Raw genomic sequence first — 22661 nt, 5'->3', positions numbered from 1 at the left:
TCTCCGTTCGGTGAGAGGACCGAGCGAGGGTGTCAAGTCGACAGAATATTGTCTACAGTATGCCTTCGGAGGGGGTCAATACTCGTGACGGTGGGTGCCTCGTCCCTCACGAAATCCTTCGGGAGACGCCGGAGTGTCCGTGTGAGTTCCCCGGGAGCTGTTCGAGACGCTCCAAGCTCGGGGCCTGATTCCTGTGGGGTTACGTGCCCTTGTACCGATCGGTAGCAACCAAGACTGGTGAGTTCCTGCCAAACGTAGCGAGGGGAACCCGTACATGACCGGCTCACGTGTCGTGGCGCTCGGCCACTATCAGCCTGCCAAGGTCCTCACCAACGACGACCTGGCGGCCATGGTCGACACCAGCGACGAGTGGATCACCAGTCGGGTCGGCATCAGGACCCGGCACGTGGGCGGCCCTGACGAACCCGTGGACGAGCTCGCCGCGCACGCCGCGGCCAAGGCGCTGGCGTCGGCGGGCCTCCAGCCCGCCGACATCGACCTGGTGCTCGTCGCGACCTCCACGGCGATCGACCGCTCGCCGAGCATGTCCGCCCGGGTCGCCGCCCGGCTGGGCATGGACTCGCCCGCGGTCATGGACATCAACGTGGTCTGCTCGGGCTTCACCCACGCACTGGCGACCGCCGACCACGCGATCAGGGCCGGGGCCGCCGCCCGTGCCCTCGTCATCGGGGCCGACAAGATGGGTGACATCGTCGACTGGACCGACCGCTCCACCTGCGTCCTCATGGGCGACGGGGCGGGTGCCGCCGTCGTCACCGCCGAACCGGACGGCGGTGGTGCCCCCGGGATCGGTCCCGTGCTGTGGGGATCGGTGCCCGGGATGGGCAACGCCGTGCGGATCGAGGGCACGCCCCCGCGCTTCGCGCAGGAAGGCCAGTCGGTCTACCGCTGGGCCACCACGCAGCTGCCGCCGATCGCCCGCAAGGTCTGTGAACGAGCCGGGGTCACCCCGGAGGATCTCGCGGCCGTGGTGCTGCACCAGGCCAACCTGCGGATCATCGAGCCCGTGGCCCGGAAGATCGGGGCGGTCAACGCGGTCATCGCCCGGGACGTCGTGGATTCCGGCAACACCTCCGCCGCGTCGATCCCGATGGCCCTGTCCAAGCTGGTGGAGCGGGGGGAGGTCGAGAGCGGAGCGCCGGCCCTGCTCTTCGGCTTCGGCGGAAATCTCTCGTACGCGGGCCAGGTGATCCGCTGCCCGTGAGGGGCGGGTGATGCGGAGCCGTGCTGCTCCCGAAGGGCCGGCGGCCGGCCGGTGGCCGTGCCGGACCGGGTGGGCAGGTGATCCGCTGTGCCCGAAGAGCCCCGTGGCGGCATTGTGCTCGGTAGACTGTAGACGATAAGCAATTGCCCGGCGCCCGGAGGGGGAACGCGATGTTGTCCGCAGGACTGCCGCAAGGAACGGTGCCGAAGCTGGAGCGGCCGGGACCGCTGCGCGAGCGTGTGTACGAGGCGTTGCTCGAGCTGATCACCACACGCGCCCTCAGCCCCGGCCAGCACCTCGTCGAAAGCGAACTCGCGGGTCACCTGGGGGTTTCGCGGCAGCCGGTCCGTGAGGCGCTCCAGCGGCTGAACACCGAGGGCTGGGTCGACCTGCGCCCCGCGCAGGGAGCGTTCGTCCACGAACCGACGGAGGAGGAGGCGGACCAGCTGCTCTCGGTCCGCACCCTTCTGGAGGCCGAGGCGGCCCGGCTCGCCGCAGCCCACTCCGGGCGGCCGGGCATCGAGGCGCTGGAGGAGCTCTGCTCCCAGGGGGAGCGGGCCGTCGCCGCCGACGACGTGGACCTCGCCGTCGCAACGAACGCCGCGTTCCACGCCAAGGTGATGGAACTGGCGGGCAACGTCGTCCTGTCCGAGCTCGCCGGGCAGGTGGACCGCAGGGTCCGCTGGTACTACACGCCGGTGGCACGCCGGCGCGGCACCCAGTCCTGGATCGAGCACCGCGCGCTGATCGCGGCCATCGCCGCCCGGGACGAGCAGCGGGCGACGGAGATCATGCGCGCGCACACCGAGCACACGCGCCAGACGTACCACCAGCGCGAAGAAGGCTGATCGCGTACAGGAAAGGCCGGGGCCGACCACCCCGGCCTTTTTCGTGCCCCGCCGGTAGCGGGCCGGCGAGGGGTGGCCCCGTGCCTGCGCTCGAGGGAGGAACGGCTGAGTCCGTGGGTGGCCCACGGGGCCATCTTTGTCCTGAGTGTGGAGAAAGTTGGACCGGATTCCTGCGCAACTTCTTCCCACTCCGGTAAACCGCTGCTACGTTCCCCTCCAAAGCCCGACGGACTGGCCGATGTGGCGGGGAGGGACGCGTGAGACGCATGACGGCACGACCCGCGAACACGCACCAGGCGCGACTGTTGCGGTTGCTGCGTGACGGCGGCCCCAACTCCCGTGCACAGCTGGGTGATCAGGTCGAGCTCTCGCGCTCCAAGCTCGCCGTCGAGGTGGACCGGCTCCTGGAGACCGGGCTCGTCGTGGCCGACGGGCTCGCCGCCTCGCGAGGCGGGCGTCGCTCGCACAACATCCGGCTCGCTCCCGAACTCCGGTTCCTGGGCGTGGACATCGGCGCCACCTCCATCGATGTCGCGGTCACCAACGCAGAGTTGGAGGTCCTCGGCCACCTCAATCACCCCATGGACGTACGGGAGGGTCCCGTCGCCGTCTTCGAGCAGGTGCTGGCGATGGCGGCCAAGCTGCGCGCCTCCGGGCTCGCCGAGGGCTTCGACGGCGCCGGCATCGGCGTACCGGGACCCGTCCGCTTCCCCGAAGGCGTGCCGGTCGCACCGCCGATCATGCCGGGCTGGGACGGCTTCCCCGTCCGCGAGGCACTCAGCCAGGAACTGGGCTGCCCCGTCATGGTGGACAACGACGTGAACCTGATGGCGCTGGGGGAGCAGCACGCGGGCGTCGCCCGTTCCGTGGGCGACTTCCTCTGCGTGAAGATCGGTACGGGTATCGGCTGCGGCATCGTCGTCGGCGGTGAGGTCTACCGCGGCACGACGGGCAGCGCCGGGGACATCGGCCACATCCAGGTGGAACCCGACGGCCGCGCCTGCGCCTGCGGCAACAAGGGCTGCCTGGAAGCACACTTCAGCGGGGCGGCCCTGGCCCGTGACGCCGAGGACGCGGCCCGCGCCGGCCGCTCGGCGGAGCTGGCGGCCCGGCTGGACACGACCGGGAAGCTCACCGCCGTCGATGTGGCCGCGGCGGCGGCGGCCGGTGACCCCACTGCGCTGGACCTGATCCGCGAAGGCGGAAACCGGGTCGGCCAGGTCATCGCCGGCCTGGTCAGTTTCTTCAACCCCGGACTCGTCGTGATCGGCGGCGGCGTGACCGGGCTCGGCCACAACCTGCTGGCCAGCGTCCGTACCCAGGTCTATCGGCAGTCCCTGCCGCTGGCCACGGGCAACCTCCCCATCGTCCTCGGTGAGCTGGGGCCCGTCGCCGGGGTGACCGGCGCGGCCAGGCTCATCAGCGACCACCTCTTCTCGCCGGCCTGATGTACGGGCCGGTGCGCCGTCCGGCGAGTGTTCCGCAGCCACCACCGTAGAAACACCTGTACCGAGCCCCGCCCCACAGGACCGCCCCGCGACAGCACAGCGCGACCGCACCGCGACCACGGCGCGGACCAGCAGTACGGCAGGACCGCCCGGCGATCACGGCGCGGACCCCCGCGGTACGGCAGGACCGCCCCGCGGGAGCACAGCAGTACCACCCAGCAGTTCCGTCAGCAGTACGGCACCGCCGGCACTGCCCCCTGCCCGCTCACCGGCTTTCCCACGCTCCCGGCACCGCCCGAGCAGGGGAGACCCCACTCGCCGAGGGGATTCGTCATGGCACCAGAACCGCCCCTGCTCACCATGTCCGGCATCACCAAGTCCTTCCCCGGAGTACGCGCCCTCGACGGCGTGGACCTGGAGGTGCAGGCCGGCGAGGTCCACTGCCTCCTCGGCCAGAACGGCGCCGGCAAGTCCACCCTGATCAAGGTGCTGGCCGGAGCGCACCAGCCCGACGGCGGGGCCATCACCTGGCAGGGCGAGCCCGTCCAGCTCTCCTCGCCGATCACCGCGATGCGACTGGGTATCGCCACCATCTACCAGGAACTCGACCTGGTGGAGGACCTGTCGGTCGCCGAGAACGTCTTCCTGGGCCACGAACCCACCAGTGCGGGCTTCGTCGTCCGGGCCCGCGAGGCGCGCGCCGGGGCCGCCGCGCTCCTGGAGCGCCTCGGGCACCCGGAGATAGACCCGGCCCGCGCGGTCGGCGACCTCTCCGCCGCCCATCAGCAGATCGTGTCCATGGCCCGCGCGCTCTCCCACGACGTACGGCTCATCGTGATGGACGAGCCGTCCGCGGCCCTGGACCCGGACGAGGTGGACAACCTCTTCCGCATCGTCGACGGGCTCACCGCCGACGGCGTGGCCGTCGTCTACATCTCGCACCGGCTGGAGGAGATCCGCCGCATCGGCGACCGGGTCACCGTCCTCAAGGACGGGCGTGCGGTCGCCGTCGGACTCCCCGCCAAGTCCACCCCCACCCGCGACGTCGTCGCCCTGATGACCGGACGCAACGTCGAGTACGTCTTCCCCGAGCGGCCCGCGCCCGGCGCCAGGGACGCGGCCGACCCCGTGCTCGTGGTGGAAGGGCTGTGCCGTGAGGGCGAGTTCGAGCCCGTGGACCTGGAGCTGCGGCCGGGCGAGATCGTCGGTCTGGCCGGACTCGTCGGCTCCGGGCGGTCCGAGATCCTGGAGACCGTCTTCGGTGCCCGCAAGGCGACCGCCGGCCGGGTCCTCGTCGCGGGCGCGCCGCTGCGCCCCGGCAGCGTCCGCGCCGCCGTGGCCGCCGGAATCGGCCTGGCACCCGAGGAGCGGAAGGCGCAGGCACTGCTGCTGACGGAATCCGTCACCCGTAACGTCTCGGTCTCCTCCCTGTCCCGCTTCGCCCGCGCGGGGTGGCTCGACCGGGGTGCCGAACGCAGGGCGGCCAGGGCGGCCACCCGCGAACTGTCCCTGCGCCCCGACAACCCGGACGCCGCCGTCCGCACCCTCTCGGGGGGCAACCAGCAGAAGGCGGTCCTGGCCCGCTGGCTGCTGCGCGGCTGCAAGGTGCTGCTGCTCGACGAACCCACCCGCGGCGTCGACGTCGGCGCACGCGCCGAGCTCTACGCCGTGATCCGCCGGCTGGCCGACGAAGGCCTCGCCGTCCTGCTCGTCTCCAGCGAAGTGCCCGAAGTGCTGGGCCTCGCCGACCGGGTGCTGGTGCTCCGGGAAGGCCGTGTCGTGCACACGGCCGATGCCCGGGAGCTCGACGAGCACCGTGTCCTCGACCTCGTCATGGAAGGGAGCCCGACGTCATGACACAGCCCGCGCCGTCGGCGCAGCACCACGGGCCGCAGAAGGGGACCGTGCCCGGCCCCGCCGCCGCGCCGCCCTCGAAGCAGGGCGGCGGCCTGCGCGCGCTCGGCCTGCGAGCCGACGTCCGCAACCTGTCCCTCCTCGGTGTCCTCGCCGTACTGGTGGCAGTCGGCGGCCTCACCGAACCCGACGCGTTCCTGGACACCGGGAACCTCCAGCTGATCCTGACGCAGTCCTCCGTCATCGGGGTCGTCACCGTCGGCATGACCCTGGTCATCATCGGAGGCGGCATCGACCTGTCGGTCGGCGCGATGGTCGCCCTCGCGTCGGTCTGGGCGACGACCCTCGCCACCCAGGACTTCGGCTTCGCGGGCATCCTCTTCACCGCCGTGATCGTCGGTCTGGGCGCCGGTCTCGTCAACGGGGTCCTCATCGCCTACGGGCGCATGGTCCCGTTCATCGCCACCCTGGCCATGCTCGCCTCGGCCCGTGGGCTCGCCCTGCAGATCACCGACGGCAAGACACAGATCGTGACCGTCCAGTCCGTCCTGGACCTCGGACTGCCCGACAGCTACGTGCTGGGCATCCCGCCGCTGGTCCTGGTCTTCGCCGCGGTCACCGTGGCGGGCTGGCTGATCCTGAACCGGACGACCTTCGGGCGCCGCACGGTCGCCATCGGCGGCAACGCGGAGGCGGCCAGGCTCGCCGGGATCGACGTCCGCCGCCAGCGGCTCTACCTCTACCTCCTGTCGGGCCTGTGCTGCGGCATCGCCGCCTTCATGCTCGTCATCCTGTCCGGATCGGGCCAGAACACCAACGGCAACCTGTACGAACTCGACGCCATCGCCGCGGCGATCATCGGCGGCACCCTCCTGAGCGGCGGCCGGGGAACGATCGTCGGTTCCGTGCTCGGCGTGCTCGTCTTCACGACGATCACCAACATCTTCGCTCTGAACAACCTGCAGAGCGACGTCCAGCAGATCGCCAAGGGCGCCATCATCGTGGCCGCCGTACTCGTCCAGCGCCGCACACTGCGCGGCGGCGAGACCTGAGCACCCCTTCCGTGACAGAGCACTGATCACCCACCCGCTGTTCCGTACGCACCGCACCGGATGAAGGGTTTGACAGCCATGCCAGAAACCAGCCGCAGAGGACTGCTCTTCGGCACCGCGGCCGTCTCCGCGGGAGCCTTCCTCACCGCCTGCACCAGCAACGAGCCCAAGGAAAAGGCGGTCGCCCAGAGCAACCAGCCCGCCGCCGACGACAAGCCGGGCACACCCGTCACCATCGGCTTCGCCGGCCCCCAGGCCGACCACGGATGGCTCAACGCCATCAACGTGCAGGCCAAGTCACGGGCCGAGAAGTACTCCGAGGTGACCCTGGAGATCACCGAGGGCTCCAACGACACGGCCGCTCAGATCGGCCAGGTCAAGACCCTGATCAACAAGAAGGTCGACGTCCTCGTCATCCTCCCCGCGGACGGCAAGGCGCTCACCCAGGTCGGCCTGGAAGCCATGAAGGCGGGCATCCCCGTCGTCAACCTGGACCGTGTCTTCGCCTCCCCGCAGGCCTACCGCTGCTGGGTCGGCGGGGACAACTACGGCATGGGCCTCAACGCCGGGCACTACATCGGCGAGCAGCTCAAGGACAAGGCGAGCGCGAAGGTCGTCGAGCTGGCAGGCATCGACAACCTGGAACTCACCAAGCAGCGCAGCCAGGGCTTCGCCGACGCGCTCAAGAACTACTCCAACATCAAGCTGGTCGCCCGTCAGGCCGCCGACTTCACCGTGGAGTCGGGCCAGGCCAAGATGGCGCAGCTCCTCCAGGCGCAGAAGCAGTTCGACGCGCTGTGGAACCACGACGACGACCAGGGTGTGGGCGCGCTCCGGGCCATCCAGCAGGCCGGCCGCGACGAGTTCATCATGGTCGGCGGCGCCGGTGCGAAGTCCGCCATGGACGCCATCAAGGCGGACAACAGCGTCCTGAAGGCCACCGTGCTCTACCCGCCCACGATGGCCGCGTCCGCCATCGACCTGGCGCGCGCGCTCGGCCAGAACAAGGGCGTCGCGGGCCTCTCCGAGATGGAGATCCCGACCTCGCTCACCCTGTACTCGGCCGTGGTCACCAAGGAGAACATCGACCAGTACCTGCCGACCGGCTTCAGCTGAGCCCGCACCGCCGCCGCCACCGAACCACCGACGAGGAGGAAGCCCGCATGGCCCGTAGGGAAGAGACGGCGCAGGAGACCGAAGCACCGCCACCGACGCTCGGCGTCGGCATGGTCGGATACGCCTTCATGGGCGCCGCCCACTCGCAGGGGTGGCGCACCGCGGGCCACGTGTTCGACCTGCCGGTGAGACCCGTTCTCGCCGCGATCTGCGGACGCGACCGTACGGCCGTCGAGTCCGCCGCGGCCCGGCACGGCTGGGCTGCGGCGGAGACGGACTGGCGCGCCCTGATCGCCCGCGACGACGTGCAGCTGGTCGACATCTGCACACCGGGCGACAGCCATGCGGAGATCGCCATCGCGGCACTGGAGGCGGGCAAGCACGTGCTGTGCGAGAAGCCGCTCGCCAACACGGTCGCCGAGGCCGAGGCCATGGCGGAGGCCGCGGAGCGGGCCGCGGCCCGGGGCCAGGTCGCGATCGTGGGATTCAACTACCGCAAGGTGCCCGCCCTCACCTATGCCCGCGCGCTGATCGAGGAGGGCCGGCTGGGCACCCTCCGGCACGTGCGGGCCACCTACCTCCAGGACTGGCTCGTCGACCCCGAATCGCCGCTGACCTGGCGACTCGAACGCGAACACGCCGGCTCCGGCGCGCTGGGAGACCTCGGGGCGCACATCGTGGACCTCGCCCAGTACCTGGCGGGGGAGCCGCTGGCCGGGGTCTCGGCGGTCAGCGAGACCTTCGTGCGGGAGCGGCCCGTGCTCGCCGGTCCGGCAGCCGGGCTCTCGGGCGCCCCGGACGGGACCGCACGGGGGGCGGTCACCGTCGACGACGCCGCGCTGTTCACCGGGCGGCTGGCATCCGGCGCCCTCGCCTCCTTCGAGGCGACCCGGATGGCGGCCGGCCGCAAGAACGCCCTGCGCCTGGAGATCAACGGCGAGCTGGGGTCGATCGCCTTCGACCTGGAACGGCTCAACGAACTCTCCTTCCACGACCACACCGAACCCGCCGTGTCCGCCGGCTTCCGCCGGATCCTGGTCACGGAACCCGAACACCCCTACCTGGAGGCGTGGTGGCCGCCGGGCCACGGACTGGGATACGAGCACACCTTCGTCCACCAGGCCCGTGACGTGGTGCGCACCATCACCGAAGGGCGCGCCGCCGTACCGTCGTTCGCCGACGGGCTCCAGGTCCAGCGGGTGCTCGCCGCCGTCGAGGAGAGCGCCGCCAAGAACTCCACGTACACCCCGGTCCCCTTCTAGGAGGTTGTGCACATGCCCCGTCCCTTCACCCTCTTCACCGGTCAGTGGGCCGACCTGCCCCTGGAGGAGGTCTGCCGGCTCGCCCGGGACTTCGGCTACGACGGACTCGAACTCGCCTGCTGGGGAGACCACTTCGAGGTCGACAAGGCATTGTCGGACCCCGGATACCTCGACGGGCGGCGGGAGCTGCTCGACAAGTACGGCCTCACCTGCTGGGCGATCTCCAACCATCTGGTGGGCCAGGCCGTCTGCGACAGCCCGATCGACGAGCGCCACCAGGGGATCCTGCCCGGCCGCATCTGGGGGGACGGGGACGCCGAGGGCGTACGCCGGCGGGCCGCCGAGGAGATCAAGAACACCGCGCGCGCGGCTGCCGCGTTCGGCGTCGAAACGGTGATCGGCTTCACCGGTTCCTCCATCTGGCACCTGGTCGCCATGTTCCCCCCGGTTCCACCGCACATGATCGAGCGCGGCTACGAGGACTTCGCGGAGCGGTGGAACCCGATCCTGGACGTCTTCGACGCCGAGGGAGTGCGCTTCGCCCACGAGGTGCACCCGAGCGAGATCGCGTACGACTACTGGACCACGCATCGTGCCCTGGAAGCGGTGGACCACCGGCCGGCCTTCGGGCTGAACTTCGACCCGAGCCACTTCGTGTGGCAGGACCTCGACCCGGTGGGCTTCCTGTACGACTTCCGCGACCGGATCTACCACGTGGACTGCAAGGAGGCCCGCAAACGCCTCGACGGCCGCAACGGCCGCCTCGGCTCCCACCTGCCGTGGGGCGACCCCCGGCGCGGATGGGACTTCGTCTCGGCCGGGCATGGTGACGTGCCCTGGGAGGACGTGTTCCGGATGCTGCGGTCCATCGGCTACCAGGGCCCGGTCTCCGTGGAGTGGGAGGACGCCGGCATGGACCGGCTGACGGGGGCGCCGGAGGCGCTGGCGTCGCTGAAGCGCTTCGACTTCGACCCGCCGAGCGCGTCGTTCGACGCGGCGTTCGGCGGCGGGGAGTAGAGGACCGGGGCCTCGGGCGCGCCGCGCCTGAATCCGGGGCCCCGCGCGGCCTCGAAGCCGCGGTCCTTCGGCCCGCGCCCGTCGCCCCGGCCCTTCTCCCGGGCCCCTGCCCTGCCCACGCCCCGAAACCCGCGCCGCCCCGAAGCCGCGTCCCGATCGCCGGCCTGCCGGGCCCGGTTCCGCCCGGCCCGGGACTGCCCAGGGCTCTGCCGGGAGGGGCCGGGCCGGTGGCCGGGGCAGCGGTGAACCCCGCCCGCCAGGGCCAGGGGTCGGTTCGGCCTGCCCCGAACCTCCTTTGTCCTCATGCGGGCAAAAGTTCAACTCAACTGCTGCGCAAGGGCTTTCCGGCAGGGACGAACACGGCTACCGTCCCCAACGTGTACACGACATGACTCGCGTCACCGGGGCCCCGACAGCCCCGGAGTCGAGCGCGGCAGTCCCCGCGCGGAACGGCATAACGCACCCGCCCGAACAACCGGCACACTCCGGAGGACGCACGTGCACAGAAGCAGCAGACGGCTCCGCGCCCGAAAATCACTCGCCCTCTTCACCGGCGGACTCCTCGCCGCCGCGACACTCACCCTGGGCTCCTCGCCCGCCGCCACCGCGGACGCCGCGCAGGCGACGGCCGCACAGGACGCGGCCGAGGACTTCCAGCAGGTCACGCTCGCCAAGGGCGCGGCCGAGACCGGTGAACCCATCTCGCTGGCGGTGCTCCCCGACCGCAGCGTGCTGCACACCTCCCGCAGCGGCGAGCTGCGCATCACGGACAGCGCGGGCAACACCCGGATCTCCGGCACCATCCCGGTCTACTCGCACGACGAGGAGGGGCTCCAGGGCATCGGCGTCGACCCCGACTTCGCCGAGAACCGCGCCATCTACCTCTACTACGCGCCGCCGCTGGACACCCCCGCCGGCGACGCCCCGGAGAACGGCACCGCGGCCGACTTCGCCAAGTTCGACGGGGTGAACCGGCTCTCGCGCTTCGTCCTCAACGAGGACGGCACGCTCGACAACGCCAGCGAGAAGAAGGTCCTCGACATCCCGGCCACCCGGGGCGTGTGCTGCCACGTCGGCGGTGACATCGACTTCGACGCGCAGGGCAACCTCTACCTCTCGACCGGCGACGACTCCAACCCCTTCTCCTCCGACGGCTTCTCACCGTTGGACGACCGCGAAGGCCGCAACCCCGCGTTCGACGCCCGCCGTACCTCGGGCAACACCAACGACCTCCGGGGCAAGATCCTCCGCATCAAGGTCGCCGACGACGGGTCGTACACCGTCCCCGAGGGCAACCTCTTCGCCGCGGGTACGGACAAGACGCGCCCCGAGATCTACGCCATGGGCTTCCGCAACCCCTTCCGCTTCAGCGTGGACAAGGCCACCGGCGTCCTGTACGTCGGTGACTACGGCCCCGACGCGGGAGCCGCCGACCCGAACCGCGGGCCGGCCGGGCAGGTCGAGTTCGCCCGGGTGACCGAGCCCGGCAACTTCGGCTGGCCGTTCTGCACCGGTGACAACGACCCCTTCAGGGACTACGACTTCGCGACGGGCACCTCCGGCCCCGCCTTCGACTGCGCCGCGCCGAAGAACGAGTCGCGGTACAACACCGGCCTGGTCGACCTTCCGCCGGCGCAGGCCGCCTGGATCCCGTACGACGGCGGATCCGTGCCCGAGTTCGGCACCGGTTCCGAGTCCCCGATGGGCGGGCCCGTGTACCGCTACGACGCGGACCTCGACTCGCCGGTGAAGTTCCCCGAGGAATACGACGGGGACTTCTTCGCCGGAGAGTTCGGACGGCAGTGGATCAAGCGCATCGAGCAGGACGCCGACGGCGGTGTCCAGTCCGTCAACGACATCCCGTGGACCGGGACGCAGGTGATGGACATGGCCTTCGGCCCCGACGGCGCGCTGTACGTCCTGGACTACGGCCTCTCCTGGTTCGGCGGCGACGAGCACTCCGCGCTGTACCGCATCGAGAACGCCACCGGCGGACGCTCACCCATCGCGGAGGCGTCCTCGAACAAGACCTCCGGCGTCGCACCGCTCAAGGTGAAGTTCTCCTCGGCCGGCACCACCGACGGTGACGGCGACGCACTGACGTACGCCTGGGACTTCGGCGACGGCGGCACGTCCACGGCGGCCGACCCGACCCACACCTACAAGAAGAACGGTACCTACACCGCCACGGTCACCGCCAAGGACCCCTCGGGGCGCACCGGTTCGGCGAGCGTGCACGTGACCGTCGGCAACACCGCTCCCACCGTCGTCCTGCAGACCCCGCTGGACGGTCAGCTGTTCGAGTTCGGCGACGAGGTGCCGTTCAAGGTGAGCGTGACCGACCCGGAGGACGGCACCATCGACTGCACCAAGGTCGAGGTCAAGTTCACCCTGGGCCACGACAGCCACGGCCACGACATCACCACGGAGCACGGCTGTGAAGGCACCATCAAGACGGCCATGGAAGGCGGCCACGACCCCAACGCCAACATCTACGGCGGCATCTCGGCCTCCTACACCGACGGCGGAGGCGGCGGCCAGGCCGCGCTGACCGGCCGTGACCAGGCGCAGCTCCAGCCGCGCCACCGGCAGGCCGAGCACTTCAGCGACTCCTCGGGCATCACCACGCCGAGCAAGACGAGCGCCCACGGCGGCAGGACCGTCGGGGACATCGACAACAACGACTGGATCTCCTTCGAGCCGTACATCCTCGACGGTGCCACCAAGCTCACCGCCCGTACGTCATCGGCGGGCGCGGGAGGCTTCCTGGAGGTGCGGGCCGGCTCACCGACCGGCAAGATCCTCGGTTCGGCACCGGTCCCGGTGACCGGCAGCTGGGACTCGTTCCAGGACATCGACGTGCCGCTGCGCGGCGCACCGAAGAAGGTCACGGAGCTCTTCCTGGTCTTCAAGGGCGGAGCGGGAGCGCTGTACGACGTGGACGACTTCGAGCTCTCCGACTCCCCGGTGGACAGGACCGCCAAGCGAGTCCTGGTCTTCTCCAAGACGGGCGGCTTCCGGCACGACTCGATCCCCGCGGGCATCGCCGCGCTCAAGGAACTGGGCAAGGACACCAACATCACCGTCGACTCCACGGAGGAGGCCGGCCAGTTCACGACCAGCAACCTGGCGCGCTACGACGCCGTCGTCTTCCTGTCGACGACCGGTGACATCCTGAACACCGACCAGAAGACGGCGTTCGAGAACTTCGTCTCCACCGGCGGCGGTTACATGGGCGTCCACGCCGCGGCCGACACGGAGTACGACTGGGAGTTCTACGGCGGACTCGTCGGGGCCTACTTCCACTCGCACCCGCAGATCCAGCCCGCGACCGTCCGTGTGGAGAACCACGACCACCCGGCGACCGCGCACCTGGACGAGGCCTGGGACCGTACCGACGAGTGGTACAACTACCGCACCAACCCCCGGGACAAGGCCCAGGTCCTCGCCACACTGGACGAGACCACCTACACCGGCGGCAACATGAAGGGCGACCACCCGATCTCCTGGTGCCAGGCGTACCAGGGCGGGCGCTCCTTCTACACCGGTCTCGGCCACACCAAGGAGTCCTACGCCGAGCCCGCCTTCCGTCAGCACCTGCTGGGCGGACTGCGCTACGCGGCCGGACAGGTGAAGGCCAACTGCAAGCCGGACACCGGCTACCGGTCGATCTTCAACGGCAAGACGCTCGAAGGCTGGAAGCAGGCGGGCCCGGGCACGTTCGAGGTCGTCGACGGTGAGCTGCGCTCCCAGGGCGGTATGGGGCTGCTGACCTACCAGGCCAAGGAGCTGAAGTCGTACTCGCTGAAGCTCGACTGGAAGATGGCGGGCGACGACAACTCCGGCGTCTTCGTGGGCTTCCCCGAGTCCGACGACCCGTGGTCCGCGGTGAACAACGGCTACGAGGTCCAGATCGACGCCACGGACGCCGCCGACCGCACGACCGGGGCCGTCTACACCTTCAAATCCGCCAACATCAAGGCCCGTGACCAGGTCCTCCGGCCGCCCGGCCAGTGGAACAGCTACGAGATCAAGGTCCAGGGCGAGCGGCTCCAGGTCTTCCTCAACGGAGTCAAGATCAACGACTTCACCAACACCGACCCGGCCAGAAGCCTGAAGAACGGCTACATCGGCCTCCAGAACCACGGAGCCGACGACCAGGTGTCCTTCCGGGACATCCAGCTGAAGGAGCTGCCCTCGACGTAGGGCGGTACCTCCTGCGCCGGCGCGGCGGGCGGGGAACGCACATGCCTTCCCCGCCCGCCGCCCACCACCCCTCTTCATCCCCCAGGGAGGCAGCCCGTGACCGCACACGCCGTTCGTACCGGAGTCTGGTTCATCGGAGCACGCGGCTCCGTCGCCACCACCGCCACCGCGGGGTGCGCGGCCATCGCGGCAGGGCTCCATCCCCCGACCGGCATGGTCACCGAGACCCCACCCTTCACCGACAGCGCACTGCCACCACTGACGTCCCTCGTCTTCGGCGGACACGACACCCTGGACTGCCCACTGCCCAAGCGGGCCGAGGCCCTCGCGGCCGGGGGAGTGCTCCCGCACGGGCTGCCGTCGGCCGTCCGGGCGGAGCTCGGCGCCGCCGACGCGGAGATCCGGCCCGGCGGCCCGCTCCACGGCGACACCCGCACCGACGAGGAACTCATCACCGCCTTCGCCGCTGATCTCACCGACTTCGCCCGGCGCAACGAGCTCGCCCGCACCGTCGTCATCAACGTCGCCTCCACCGAGCCCGCCCCCGGCGAGGACGACCCGCGGCTGCCCGCCAGCTCGCTCTACGCGGCGGCAGCGCTCCGCGCCGGCTGCCCCTACGCCAACTTCACCCCGTCCACCGGGCTGCGCACCCCGCGCCTGCGGGACGCCGTCGACTCCTCGGGACTTCCCCACGCCGGACGCGACGGCAAGACGGGCCAGACGCTGCTGCGGTCCGTCCTCGCACCCATGTTCGTCCAGCGTGCGCTGCCGGTGCGGGCGTGGTCGGGCACGAACCTCCTGGGAGGCGGGGACGGAGCCGCGCTGGCCGACCCCGCTGCGGCAGCCGCCAAGAACGCGGGCAAGGAACGCGTACTCGCCGACACGCTCGGGGCCGCCCCGGAGGGCGAGGTCCACATCGACGACGTCCCGGCGATGGGCGACTGGAAGACGGCGTGGGACCACATCGCCTTCGACGGCTTCCTCGGTTCCCGGATGATCCTCCAGACGATCTGGCAGGGCTGCGACTCCGCCTTGGCCGCCCCCCTGGTCCTGGACCTGGCCCGGCTGCTGGCCCGCTCCCACGAGACGGGGCTCAGCGGTCCGAGGCCCGAACTGGGCTTCTACTTCAAGGACCCGGACGGCGGACCGTCCGCACTCTCCGACCAGTACGCGGCCCTGCTGGCCTTCGCCGGACGCCTGCGGGCCGCCCGGTGAGGCCGCTGCGGCTGCTCGCGGTGGTGAGCGGCTCCCCCCGGCTGCTCGCGGCGCGGCCCCAGGCCGCTGCCCCCTCGGTCGGCCTGTCCGGTGCTGGTGGGACTGCGCCCGCACCGGACAGGCCTCGCCCCCGCGCGCGACTGCGGGCCTGGGCGGAACTTCTCCGGGTGTCCGCGTTGTTCAGCGTGCCGGGCGACGCGCTCGCCGGTGCCGCCGCCGTGGGCCTGCGCCCCGGCCGGGGCACGGCCCTCGCGGTCGGCGCGTCCCTGTGCCTCTACGAAGCGGGCATGGCCCTCAACGACTGGGCCGACCGTGAGGAGGACGCCGTCGACCGGCCGCACCGGCCCATCCCTTCGGGCCGCATCGCACCGGGCGCGGCCCTGGCCGCGGCGGGCGCCCTGACGGCGGCGGGCCTGACCCTCGCGGCCCGGGCCGGCCGGCCCGCACTGGCTGTGGCGACCGGTCTCGGCGCCACGGTCTGGGCCTACGACCTGCACCTGAAACACACCCGGCTGGGACCGGCGGCGATGGGCACGGCCCGAGCCCTGGACCTGCTCCTGGGCGCGGTGGCCACGACCGCCCCCGCAGCCCCGGCCACCGCCACGGCTGCCGGGCGCGGGCGAGAGGCCCCCGCGGTCCAGACGCGCGGGGCCCGCACCGCCGGTACCGCGTTCGGTACGCGCGGTGCCCGCGCCGCCGGTACCGCGCGCGGGGCCCGCACCGCCGGTACCGCGTTCGGTACGCGCCGGGCCCGCACCGTCCGTCCCATGCTCGGGGCACGCGCCGCGCTCCCCGCCGCCCTCGCTCTCGGGGCCCACACCTACGCCGTCACCGCCGTGTCCCGGCACGAGGCGCAGGGCGGGTCCACGAAGGTGCCTCTGGCCGCCCTCGCGGGAACGGCCGCCCTGGGGGCCGCCGTTCTGCGCGGACGCCCGGTGACGGCCGCGGCGCCCCCGGCGGTCGCACCACCCACATCAGTCGCGGCGCCCCCGACTGCCACGTCGCCCACATCCGTCGCGGCGCCCGCGTCGGTCACATGGCCTGCGTCCGTCGGGGCGCTTGCATCCGTCGCGTGGCCCGCCCGGGCCACGTCGCCCGCACCCGCCGCCGAGCGGCTCCTGCTCACCGCGTTCACCGGTGCCTATCTCCGCACCTCCGCGGTCCCCCTGCTCCACGCCGCCCTCAATCCCTCCCCACCCCTCACCCAGCGCGCGGTCGGCGGAGGGATCCGGGCCATGATCCCGCTGCAGGCCGCCCTGGCCGCGCGGGCCGGGTCCCCACTCGGCGGCCTCGCCGTCATGGGGCTCGTCCCCCTGGCCCGCGCCCTCGCACGGAAGGTGAGCCCCACATGACCCTGCGGTTCGGCTACGGCACCAACGGCCTCACCGACCTCCGGCTGGACGACGCCCTCGGCCTCCTCGCCGACCTCGGCTACGACGGGGTCGGGCTCACCCTCGACCACATGCATCTCGACCCGCTCGCCCCGGACCTCACCGAGCGCACCCGACGGGTGGCACACCGGCTGAACGCGCTGGGCCTCGGCGTCACCGTCGAGACCGGGGCGCGTTACGTCCTCGACCCACGGCGCAAGCACGGTCCCTCGCTCCTCGATCCGGACCCCGAGGCACGCGCGGCCCGTACCGGGCTGCTCGTGCGCGCCGTCGAGGTGGCCGCCGGCCTCGGCGCCCACGCCGTGCACTGCTTCAGCGGCATCACCCCGCCGGACACCGGCACGGACACCGCGTGGCAGCGGCTGACGGGCGCACTCGCCCCGGTCCTGGACGCCGCCGCCCGGGAGGGCGTCCCCCTGGCCATCGAACCGGAACCCGGCCACCTCCTCGGCACACTCGCCGGCTTCCACCACCTGCGCACCCTCCTCGGCGACCCGGAACCACTCGGGCTCACCCTCGACATCGGCCACTGCCAGTGCCTGGAAGCCGCATCGCCCGCCGACTGCGTCAAGGAAGCCGCCCCCTGGCTGCGCCATGTGCAGATCGAGGACATGCGGCGAGGAGTACACGAACACCTGCCCTTCGGTGACGGCGAGATCGACTTCCCGCCGGTGCTCGAAGCCCTCGCCGCCACCGGTTACGCCGGCCTCACCGTCGTCGAACTGCCCCGGCACTCCCACGCGGGTCCCGAACTCGCACGCGGCTCGATCGACTTCCTGCGCCGGGCCGCCCGCACGACGGACGGAGCCGTACCGTGCTGATCAGCCGCAAGGAACTCGACGACCGTCTCGGAGGGGCCGAACGGGCCTGGCTCGACGAAGCCCTCGCCGAGGCCGCCCACGCCGCGGACCACCCTGGCCGGGACACCGGCAACCCTCCGTGGGAGCTGCGGTTCGCGTCGGCGGGACGGCACTGCGGCCTCGATAAAGCCGACTCCGTACGCGCCCTGCTGCTCGTCGAGGCACGCGCCGGTCTGCCCGCCGTCACCCGGCTCTACGAGCAGGGGACCGCAGCCGAACGCCGCGCCGTGCTCCTGACCCTGCACCTGCTGGACCTCGGTGCCACCGCGCTCCCTCTTGTCGAGGACGCCCTGCGCACCAACGACACGCGGCTGGTCGCCGCCGCCGTCGGACCGTACGGCGCCGCCCACCTCGACGCCCACGGCTGGCGGCACGCCGTCCTCAAGTGCCTCTTCACCGAGGTCCCCGTCGAGGCCCTCGACCGGCTCGGCGAGCGGGCCCGCGGCGACGCCGAACTCGCCCGCATGCTCGGTGACTTCGCCACCGAACGCACCGCGGCCGGACGCGCCGTCCCCGCCGGGCTGCGCACGGTCCTCGACCTCACCGCCCCGGCGTCCGCCCCCGCCCCCACGGAGGAGTCCTGATGCGCATCTTCGACCCCCACATCCACATGACCTCCCGCACCACGGACGACTACCGGGCGATGTACGACGCGGGGGTGCGCGCCGTCGTCGAACCCTCCTTCTGGCTCGGCCAGCCCCGCACCTCGCCCGCCAGCTTCTTCGACTACTTCGACGCCCTGCTCGGCTGGGAGCCCTTCCGCGCCTCCCAGTACGGCATCGCCCACCACTGCACACTCGCCCTCAACCCCAAGGAGGCGAACGATCCGCGCTGCACACCCGTCCTGGACGCCCTGCCCCGCTATCTCGTCAAGGACTCGGTCGTCGCCGTGGGCGAGATCGGTTACGACTCCATGACCCCCGCCGAGGACACGGCGCTCGCCACCCAGCTCCAGCTCGCGGCGGACCACGGCCTCCCCGCGCTCGTGCACACCCCGCACCGCGACAAGCTCGCCGGACTCCACCGCACCATCGACGTCGTCCGCGAATCGGAGCTGGCCCCGGAGCTCGTCCTGCTCGACCACCTCAACGAGACGACCGTGCGGGACGCCCTCGACAGCGGCTGCTGGGCCGGCTTCTCCATCTACCCGGACACCAAGATGGACGAGGACCGCATGGTCACGGTCCTGCGGACGTACGGCACCGACAGGATCCTCGTGAACTCGGCCGCCGACTGGGGCAAGAGCGACCCGCTGAAGACCCGCAAGGTCGCCGACTCCATGCTGAAGGCCGGATTCGACGAGGACGACGTCGACAAGGTTCTGTGGCGCAACCCCGTCGCCTTCTACGGACAGAGCGGAAGACTCCAGCTCGACACCGCTGCCCCCGGACCGCTCCACGAGGGCAACTCCATCCTCCGCGGCGGGGAGTGAGCCATGCGATTCCGCCACCCCGACGGCTCCACCGTCCACCTCGCCTACTGCACCAACGTGCACCCTGCCGAGAACCTCGACGGGGTCCGGGCCCAACTGCGTGACCACTGCGAGCCCGTCCGCAAGCGGCTCGGCAGGGACCGCATCGGCATCGGCCTCTGGCTCGCCAAGGACGCGGCCCGCGCCCTGATCAACGACCCTGCCGCGCTGCGCTCGCTGCGTGCCGAACTCGATCACCGCGGCCTCGAAGTCGTCACCCTCAACGGGTTCCCCTACGAGGGGTTCGGGGCGCAGGAGGTCAAATACCGGGTCTACACCCCGGACTGGACGGAACCCGAGCGGCTCGCCCACACCACCGACCTCGCCCGGCTCCTCGCCGCCTTGCTCCCGGACGACGTCGACGAGGGCACCATCTCCACGCTGCCCATCGCCTGGCGCACCCCGTTCGACGACGACCCGACGGCCGCCGGCACGGCGCGCAAGGCGCTCACCGTGCTCGCGCAGCGGCTCGACGCCCTCGCGGAGCTGACCGGAAAGTCCATCAGGATCGGGCTCGAACCCGAGCCGGGCTGCACCGTGGAGACCACCGCCGACGCCATCGGCCCCCTCACCGCGATCGGTCACGACCGCATCGGCATCTGTGTCGACACCTGCCACCTCGCCACCTCCTTCGAGGACCCGGACACCGCACTCGACGCCCTCGGTGCAGCGGGCGTACCCGTCGCCAAGGCCCAGCTCTCCGCGGCTCTGCACGCCGAACAGCCGCATCTGCCCGAGGTGCGCGCCGCCCTGGGGGCCTTCGCCGAACCCCGCTTCCTCCACCAGACACGCACGCTCACCGCGTCGGGCCTCCGCGGGACCGACGACCTCGACGAGGCTGTCACCGGTGGGGCGCTGCCCGACAGCACCCCGTGGCGTTCCCATTTCCACGTCCCCCTCCACGCTCCGCCCGCGCCGCCGCTCACCTCCACGCTCCCGGTCCTCCGGTCCGTACTGACACGGCTCGTGGGCGGACCGGAGCCCCTGACCCGGCACCTGGAGGTCGAGACGTACACCTGGCAGGCGCTCCCCTCCGAACTGCGGCCCCGCACCCGGACCCAGCTGGCCGACGGCATCGCCGCCGAACTCACCCTCGCCCGTGACCTCCTCGTCGACCTCGGACTGAAGGAGCTCCCGTGACGGCTCCCGTACCCGCCGCACACCCCACCCCGCTCCTCGTCCTCGACGTCGTCGGCCTCACCCCGCAACTGCTCCAGCACATGCCCAACCTCCGGGCCATGGCCGGATCCAAGGCACCGCTCTCCACCGTCCTGCCCGCCGTCACCTGCGCCGCCCAGTCCACCTTCCTCACCGGCACCACCCCCGCGGAGCACGGCATCGTCGCCAACGGCTGGTACTTCCGTGAACTCGGCGACGTCCTCCTGTGGCGCCAGCACAACGGGCTCGTCGAGGGCGACAAGCTCTGGGACGCCGCCCGGCGCGCCCACCCCGGCTACACCGTCGCCAACATCTGCTGGTGGTACGCGATGGGCGCCGACACCGACTGGACCGTCACCCCACGCCCCGTCTACTACGCCGACGGCCGCAAGGAACCCGACTGCTACACCCGGCCCCCCGCGCTCCACGACGAACTCACCGAGAAGCTCGGCACCTTCCCCCTCTTCCACTTCTGGGGCCCCGGCGCCGACCTCGTCTCCTCGCAGTGGATCATCGACGCCACCCGCCACATCCTCGCCACCCGCACCCCCGACCTGGCCCTCTGCTACCTCCCGCACCTCGACTACGACCTCCAGCGCTACGGCCCCGACGACCCCCGCGCCCACCAGGCCGCGGCCGACCTCGACCGGGCCGTGGCCCCCCTGCTCGACGACGCCCGTGCGGAGGGCCGCACCGTCGTCGCGCTCTCCGAGTACGGCATCACCCGGGTCGACAGGCCCGTCGACATCAACCGTGCCCTGCGCCGCGCCGGCCTGCTGGAGGTCCACACCCAGGACGGCATGGAGTACCTCGACCCCATGGCCTCCCGTGCCTTCGCCGTCGCCGACCACCAGCTCGCCCACGTCTACGTACGCCGTCCGGAGGACCTGGAAGCGACCAGGGAGGCACTCGCCGACCTCCCCGGTGTCGCGGAACTCCTCGACGACGAGGGCAAGAAGGCACACCACCTGGACCACCCCCGCTCCGGCGAGCTCGTCGCCGTCGCCGAGAAGGACGCCTGGTTCACGTACTACTACTGGCTCGACGACTCCCTCGCGCCCGACTTCGCGCAGCTCGTCGAGATCCACCGCAAACCGGGCTACGACCCGGTGGAGCTCTTCATGGACCCCCAGGACCCCTATGTCCGGGTCAGGGCCGCCTCGGCGGTCGCCCGGAAGAAGCTCGGCATGCGCTACCGCATGGCGGTCGTCCCCCTGGACCCCTCACCTATCCGTGGCAGCCACGGCCGCCTCCCCACGAGCGACGACGAAGGTCCGCTCATCCTCTGCTCCACCCCCCACGCGTTCACCGGCCGAGTCCAGGCCACCCAAGTGAAGTCCCTGCTCCTCCAGCTTGCCGGACTGCACTGACAATCCGCCCCGCCCGCACACGACAGGGAGATTCGTGAACATGAGCCGCACCCCGAAGGACCCCGAGCTCGCGCGCAGACTCAGCCGTCGCAACGTCCTGGGCGTCGCCGCCGGAGCCACGGCCGCCACGCTGCTGGGCGGGGCCACCGCGCAGGCGTCGAGCCCTCAGGGCGTCCAGGGACTCCAGGGCAAGGGCAAGGGCAAGGGACGCCCCGTCCTGCCCCCGGGCCGCCTCGGAATCCAGCTGTACAGCCTCCGCGACAAGGTCTCCACGCTCGGCTTCGCCCCCGTCTTCGCCGAACTGGAGAGGTACGGCTACGACGAGATCGAGTTCGCCGGGTACACCCAGGGCTCGGCGGGCGCCATCACCCTCGCCCAGCTCAAGAAGCTGGCCCGGGACCACGGGCTGAACCCCATCGGCAGCCACGTCGGCTACTACGACGACAACAACCCGGGCGCCTACACCTTCGCCCAGAACCTCACCAAGGTCCTGGACGAGGCGGAGGCACTCGGCCTGAAGCACATCGGCACCGCCTCCGGGCCCTTCCGCTACGGCTCCACGGTGGACGGCTGGAAGCGCGCCGCCGACGACTTCAACACCTACGGCGCGGCGGCCCGCAGGCGCGGCATGAAGTTCTACCAGCACAACCACGCGGAGGAGTTCAGCTTCGCCACCGACAAGCCGGATGTCCGCCTCTACGACGTCCTGCTCGCCGAGACGGACCCCGACCTGGTCTACCTGGAGATGGACATCTACTGGGCGTTCTGCGCCCAGTTCCGCTTCGGCAAGCGCGCCGACGGCACCCCGGCACCCTTCAACCCCATCGACTACGTACTGAAGCAGCCCGAGCGCTACCCCCTCTTCCACGTCAAGGACGGCACGCGCGACGACTCCGTACGCGACGGCTACAACATGACGGACGTCGGCGACGGGGACATCGACTACAAGAACTTCCTGAGCAGGGTCACCACCCGCACACGCCACGGCCGGACCTACCACCACTGGCAGACCGAGCACGACAACCCGGTCGAGTCCTTCGCCTTCGCCCGCAAGTCCAGCGAGCACCTGCACTCGCTGCGCACGGGCCGCTGCGGGGACTGACGCCTGACGGCACACACGCATGGGGCCCGGTTCCAGCAGGAACCGGGCCCCATGCGTGTGATGCGC

General features: G+C 71.4%; 17 protein-coding genes. All 17 read left to right on the top strand.

Annotated features, from left to right (window positions below; genetic code table 11):
• Positions 1-274: 274 nt before the first annotated feature.
• Positions 275-1225: a beta-ketoacyl-ACP synthase III gene (locus ACFYQ6_RS23715; RefSeq protein ID WP_361577652.1), complete on the top strand. Its 951-nt coding sequence runs from the start codon at positions 275-277 to the stop codon at positions 1223-1225.
• A gap of 170 nt (positions 1226-1395) precedes the next feature.
• Positions 1396-2073 (top strand): GntR family transcriptional regulator, encoded by a 678-nt coding sequence (locus ACFYQ6_RS23710; RefSeq protein ID WP_361577655.1) that lies wholly within the window; start codon positions 1396-1398, stop codon positions 2071-2073.
• A 266-nt stretch (positions 2074-2339) separates the two neighbouring features.
• Positions 2340-3521 carry an ROK family transcriptional regulator gene (locus ACFYQ6_RS23705; RefSeq protein WP_356740859.1) on the top strand — a complete coding sequence of 394 codons (1182 nt, stop codon included), beginning with the start codon at positions 2340-2342 and terminating at the stop codon, positions 3519-3521.
• Between the two features lie 333 nt (positions 3522-3854).
• A complete protein-coding gene (locus ACFYQ6_RS23700; RefSeq protein ID WP_388764758.1) occupies positions 3855-5378 on the top strand; it encodes a sugar ABC transporter ATP-binding protein in 1524 nt (507 codons plus the stop codon).
• Positions 5375-6427, top strand: a complete 1053-nt coding sequence (locus ACFYQ6_RS23695) for an ABC transporter permease (protein ID WP_356740857.1) — start codon at positions 5375-5377, stop codon at positions 6425-6427. The genes ACFYQ6_RS23700 and ACFYQ6_RS23695 overlap by 4 nt, the downstream gene beginning before the upstream one ends.
• Before the next feature lie 78 nt (positions 6428-6505).
• The gene (locus ACFYQ6_RS23690) at positions 6506-7543 is read left to right on the top strand and encodes a substrate-binding domain-containing protein (protein WP_361577663.1); all 1038 of its coding nucleotides are present in this window, start codon (positions 6506-6508) and stop codon (positions 7541-7543) included.
• A 47-nt stretch (positions 7544-7590) separates the two neighbouring features.
• On the top strand, positions 7591-8805 hold the full coding sequence (locus ACFYQ6_RS23685; RefSeq protein ID WP_361577665.1) for a Gfo/Idh/MocA family oxidoreductase: 1215 nt from the start codon (positions 7591-7593) through the stop codon (positions 8803-8805).
• Between the two features lie 12 nt (positions 8806-8817).
• Positions 8818-9822 carry a sugar phosphate isomerase/epimerase family protein gene (locus ACFYQ6_RS23680; protein ID WP_356740852.1) on the top strand — a complete coding sequence of 335 codons (1005 nt, stop codon included), beginning with the start codon at positions 8818-8820 and terminating at the stop codon, positions 9820-9822.
• A 498-nt stretch (positions 9823-10320) separates the two neighbouring features.
• Complete coding sequence (locus tag ACFYQ6_RS23675) at positions 10321-14028, top strand: ThuA domain-containing protein (RefSeq protein ID WP_361577669.1); 3708 nt, start codon at positions 10321-10323, stop codon at positions 14026-14028.
• 96 nt (positions 14029-14124) lie between these two features.
• The gene (locus tag ACFYQ6_RS23670; protein ID WP_361577672.1) at positions 14125-15243 is read left to right on the top strand and encodes an inositol-3-phosphate synthase; all 1119 of its coding nucleotides are present in this window, start codon (positions 14125-14127) and stop codon (positions 15241-15243) included.
• Positions 15240-16595, top strand: coding sequence for a UbiA family prenyltransferase (locus ACFYQ6_RS23665; RefSeq protein ID WP_388764755.1), 1356 nt, complete (start codon positions 15240-15242; stop codon positions 16593-16595). The genes ACFYQ6_RS23670 and ACFYQ6_RS23665 overlap by 4 nt, the downstream gene beginning before the upstream one ends.
• A complete protein-coding gene (locus ACFYQ6_RS23660) occupies positions 16592-17455 on the top strand; it encodes a sugar phosphate isomerase/epimerase family protein (protein ID WP_361577675.1) in 864 nt (287 codons plus the stop codon). The genes ACFYQ6_RS23665 and ACFYQ6_RS23660 overlap by 4 nt, the downstream gene beginning before the upstream one ends.
• Positions 17449-18078 (top strand): EboA domain-containing protein, encoded by a 630-nt coding sequence (locus ACFYQ6_RS23655; RefSeq protein ID WP_388764753.1) that lies wholly within the window; start codon positions 17449-17451, stop codon positions 18076-18078. Before ACFYQ6_RS23660 ends, ACFYQ6_RS23655 begins: the two co-directional genes overlap by 7 nt.
• A complete protein-coding gene (locus tag ACFYQ6_RS23650; protein WP_361577681.1) occupies positions 18078-18926 on the top strand; it encodes a TatD family hydrolase in 849 nt (282 codons plus the stop codon). Before ACFYQ6_RS23655 ends, ACFYQ6_RS23650 begins: the two co-directional genes overlap by 1 nt.
• 3 nt (positions 18927-18929) lie before the next feature.
• Entirely contained in the window at positions 18930-20105 is a 1176-nt protein-coding gene (eboE, locus tag ACFYQ6_RS23645) for a metabolite traffic protein EboE (RefSeq protein WP_388764750.1), read from the top strand.
• Entirely contained in the window at positions 20102-21493 is a 1392-nt protein-coding gene (locus ACFYQ6_RS23640; RefSeq protein WP_361577687.1) for a nucleotide pyrophosphatase/phosphodiesterase family protein, read from the top strand. Before eboE ends, ACFYQ6_RS23640 begins: the two co-directional genes overlap by 4 nt.
• A 40-nt stretch (positions 21494-21533) precedes the next feature.
• Positions 21534-22595 carry a sugar phosphate isomerase/epimerase gene (locus ACFYQ6_RS23635; RefSeq protein WP_361577690.1) on the top strand — a complete coding sequence of 354 codons (1062 nt, stop codon included), beginning with the start codon at positions 21534-21536 and terminating at the stop codon, positions 22593-22595.
• The last annotated feature ends 66 nt before the right edge of the window (positions 22596-22661 follow it).

The organism is Streptomyces sp. NPDC005494, assembly GCF_042872025.1.
GTDB lineage: Bacteria > Actinomycetota > Actinomycetes > Streptomycetales > Streptomycetaceae > Streptomyces.
Note: the sequence above shows the minus strand (reverse complement) of the source record. Positions and strands in the feature narration are given on the sequence as shown.

Excerpts from the sequence above, each read along its gene's own strand:
- ACFYQ6_RS23650 (WP_361577681.1), top strand. The coding sequence starts at position 18,078 with ATGCGCATCTTCGACCCCCACATCCACATGACCTCCCGCACCACGGAC.
- ACFYQ6_RS23705 (WP_356740859.1), top strand. The coding sequence starts at position 2,340 with ATGACGGCACGACCCGCGAACACGCACCAGGCGCGACTGTTGCGGTTG.
- ACFYQ6_RS23700 (WP_388764758.1), top strand. The coding sequence starts at position 3,855 with ATGGCACCAGAACCGCCCCTGCTCACCATGTCCGGCATCACCAAGTCC.
- eboE (WP_388764750.1), top strand. The coding sequence starts at position 18,930 with ATGCGATTCCGCCACCCCGACGGCTCCACCGTCCACCTCGCCTACTGC.
- ACFYQ6_RS23695 (WP_356740857.1), top strand. The coding sequence starts at position 5,375 with ATGACACAGCCCGCGCCGTCGGCGCAGCACCACGGGCCGCAGAAGGGG.
- ACFYQ6_RS23660 (WP_361577675.1), top strand. The coding sequence starts at position 16,592 with ATGACCCTGCGGTTCGGCTACGGCACCAACGGCCTCACCGACCTCCGG.
- ACFYQ6_RS23710 (WP_361577655.1), top strand. The coding sequence starts at position 1,396 with ATGTTGTCCGCAGGACTGCCGCAAGGAACGGTGCCGAAGCTGGAGCGG.
- ACFYQ6_RS23690 (WP_361577663.1), top strand. The coding sequence starts at position 6,506 with ATGCCAGAAACCAGCCGCAGAGGACTGCTCTTCGGCACCGCGGCCGTC.
- ACFYQ6_RS23685 (WP_361577665.1), top strand. The coding sequence starts at position 7,591 with ATGGCCCGTAGGGAAGAGACGGCGCAGGAGACCGAAGCACCGCCACCG.
- ACFYQ6_RS23680 (WP_356740852.1), top strand. The coding sequence starts at position 8,818 with ATGCCCCGTCCCTTCACCCTCTTCACCGGTCAGTGGGCCGACCTGCCC.
- ACFYQ6_RS23635 (WP_361577690.1), top strand. The coding sequence starts at position 21,534 with ATGAGCCGCACCCCGAAGGACCCCGAGCTCGCGCGCAGACTCAGCCGT.
- ACFYQ6_RS23715 (WP_361577652.1), top strand. The coding sequence starts at position 275 with ATGACCGGCTCACGTGTCGTGGCGCTCGGCCACTATCAGCCTGCCAAG.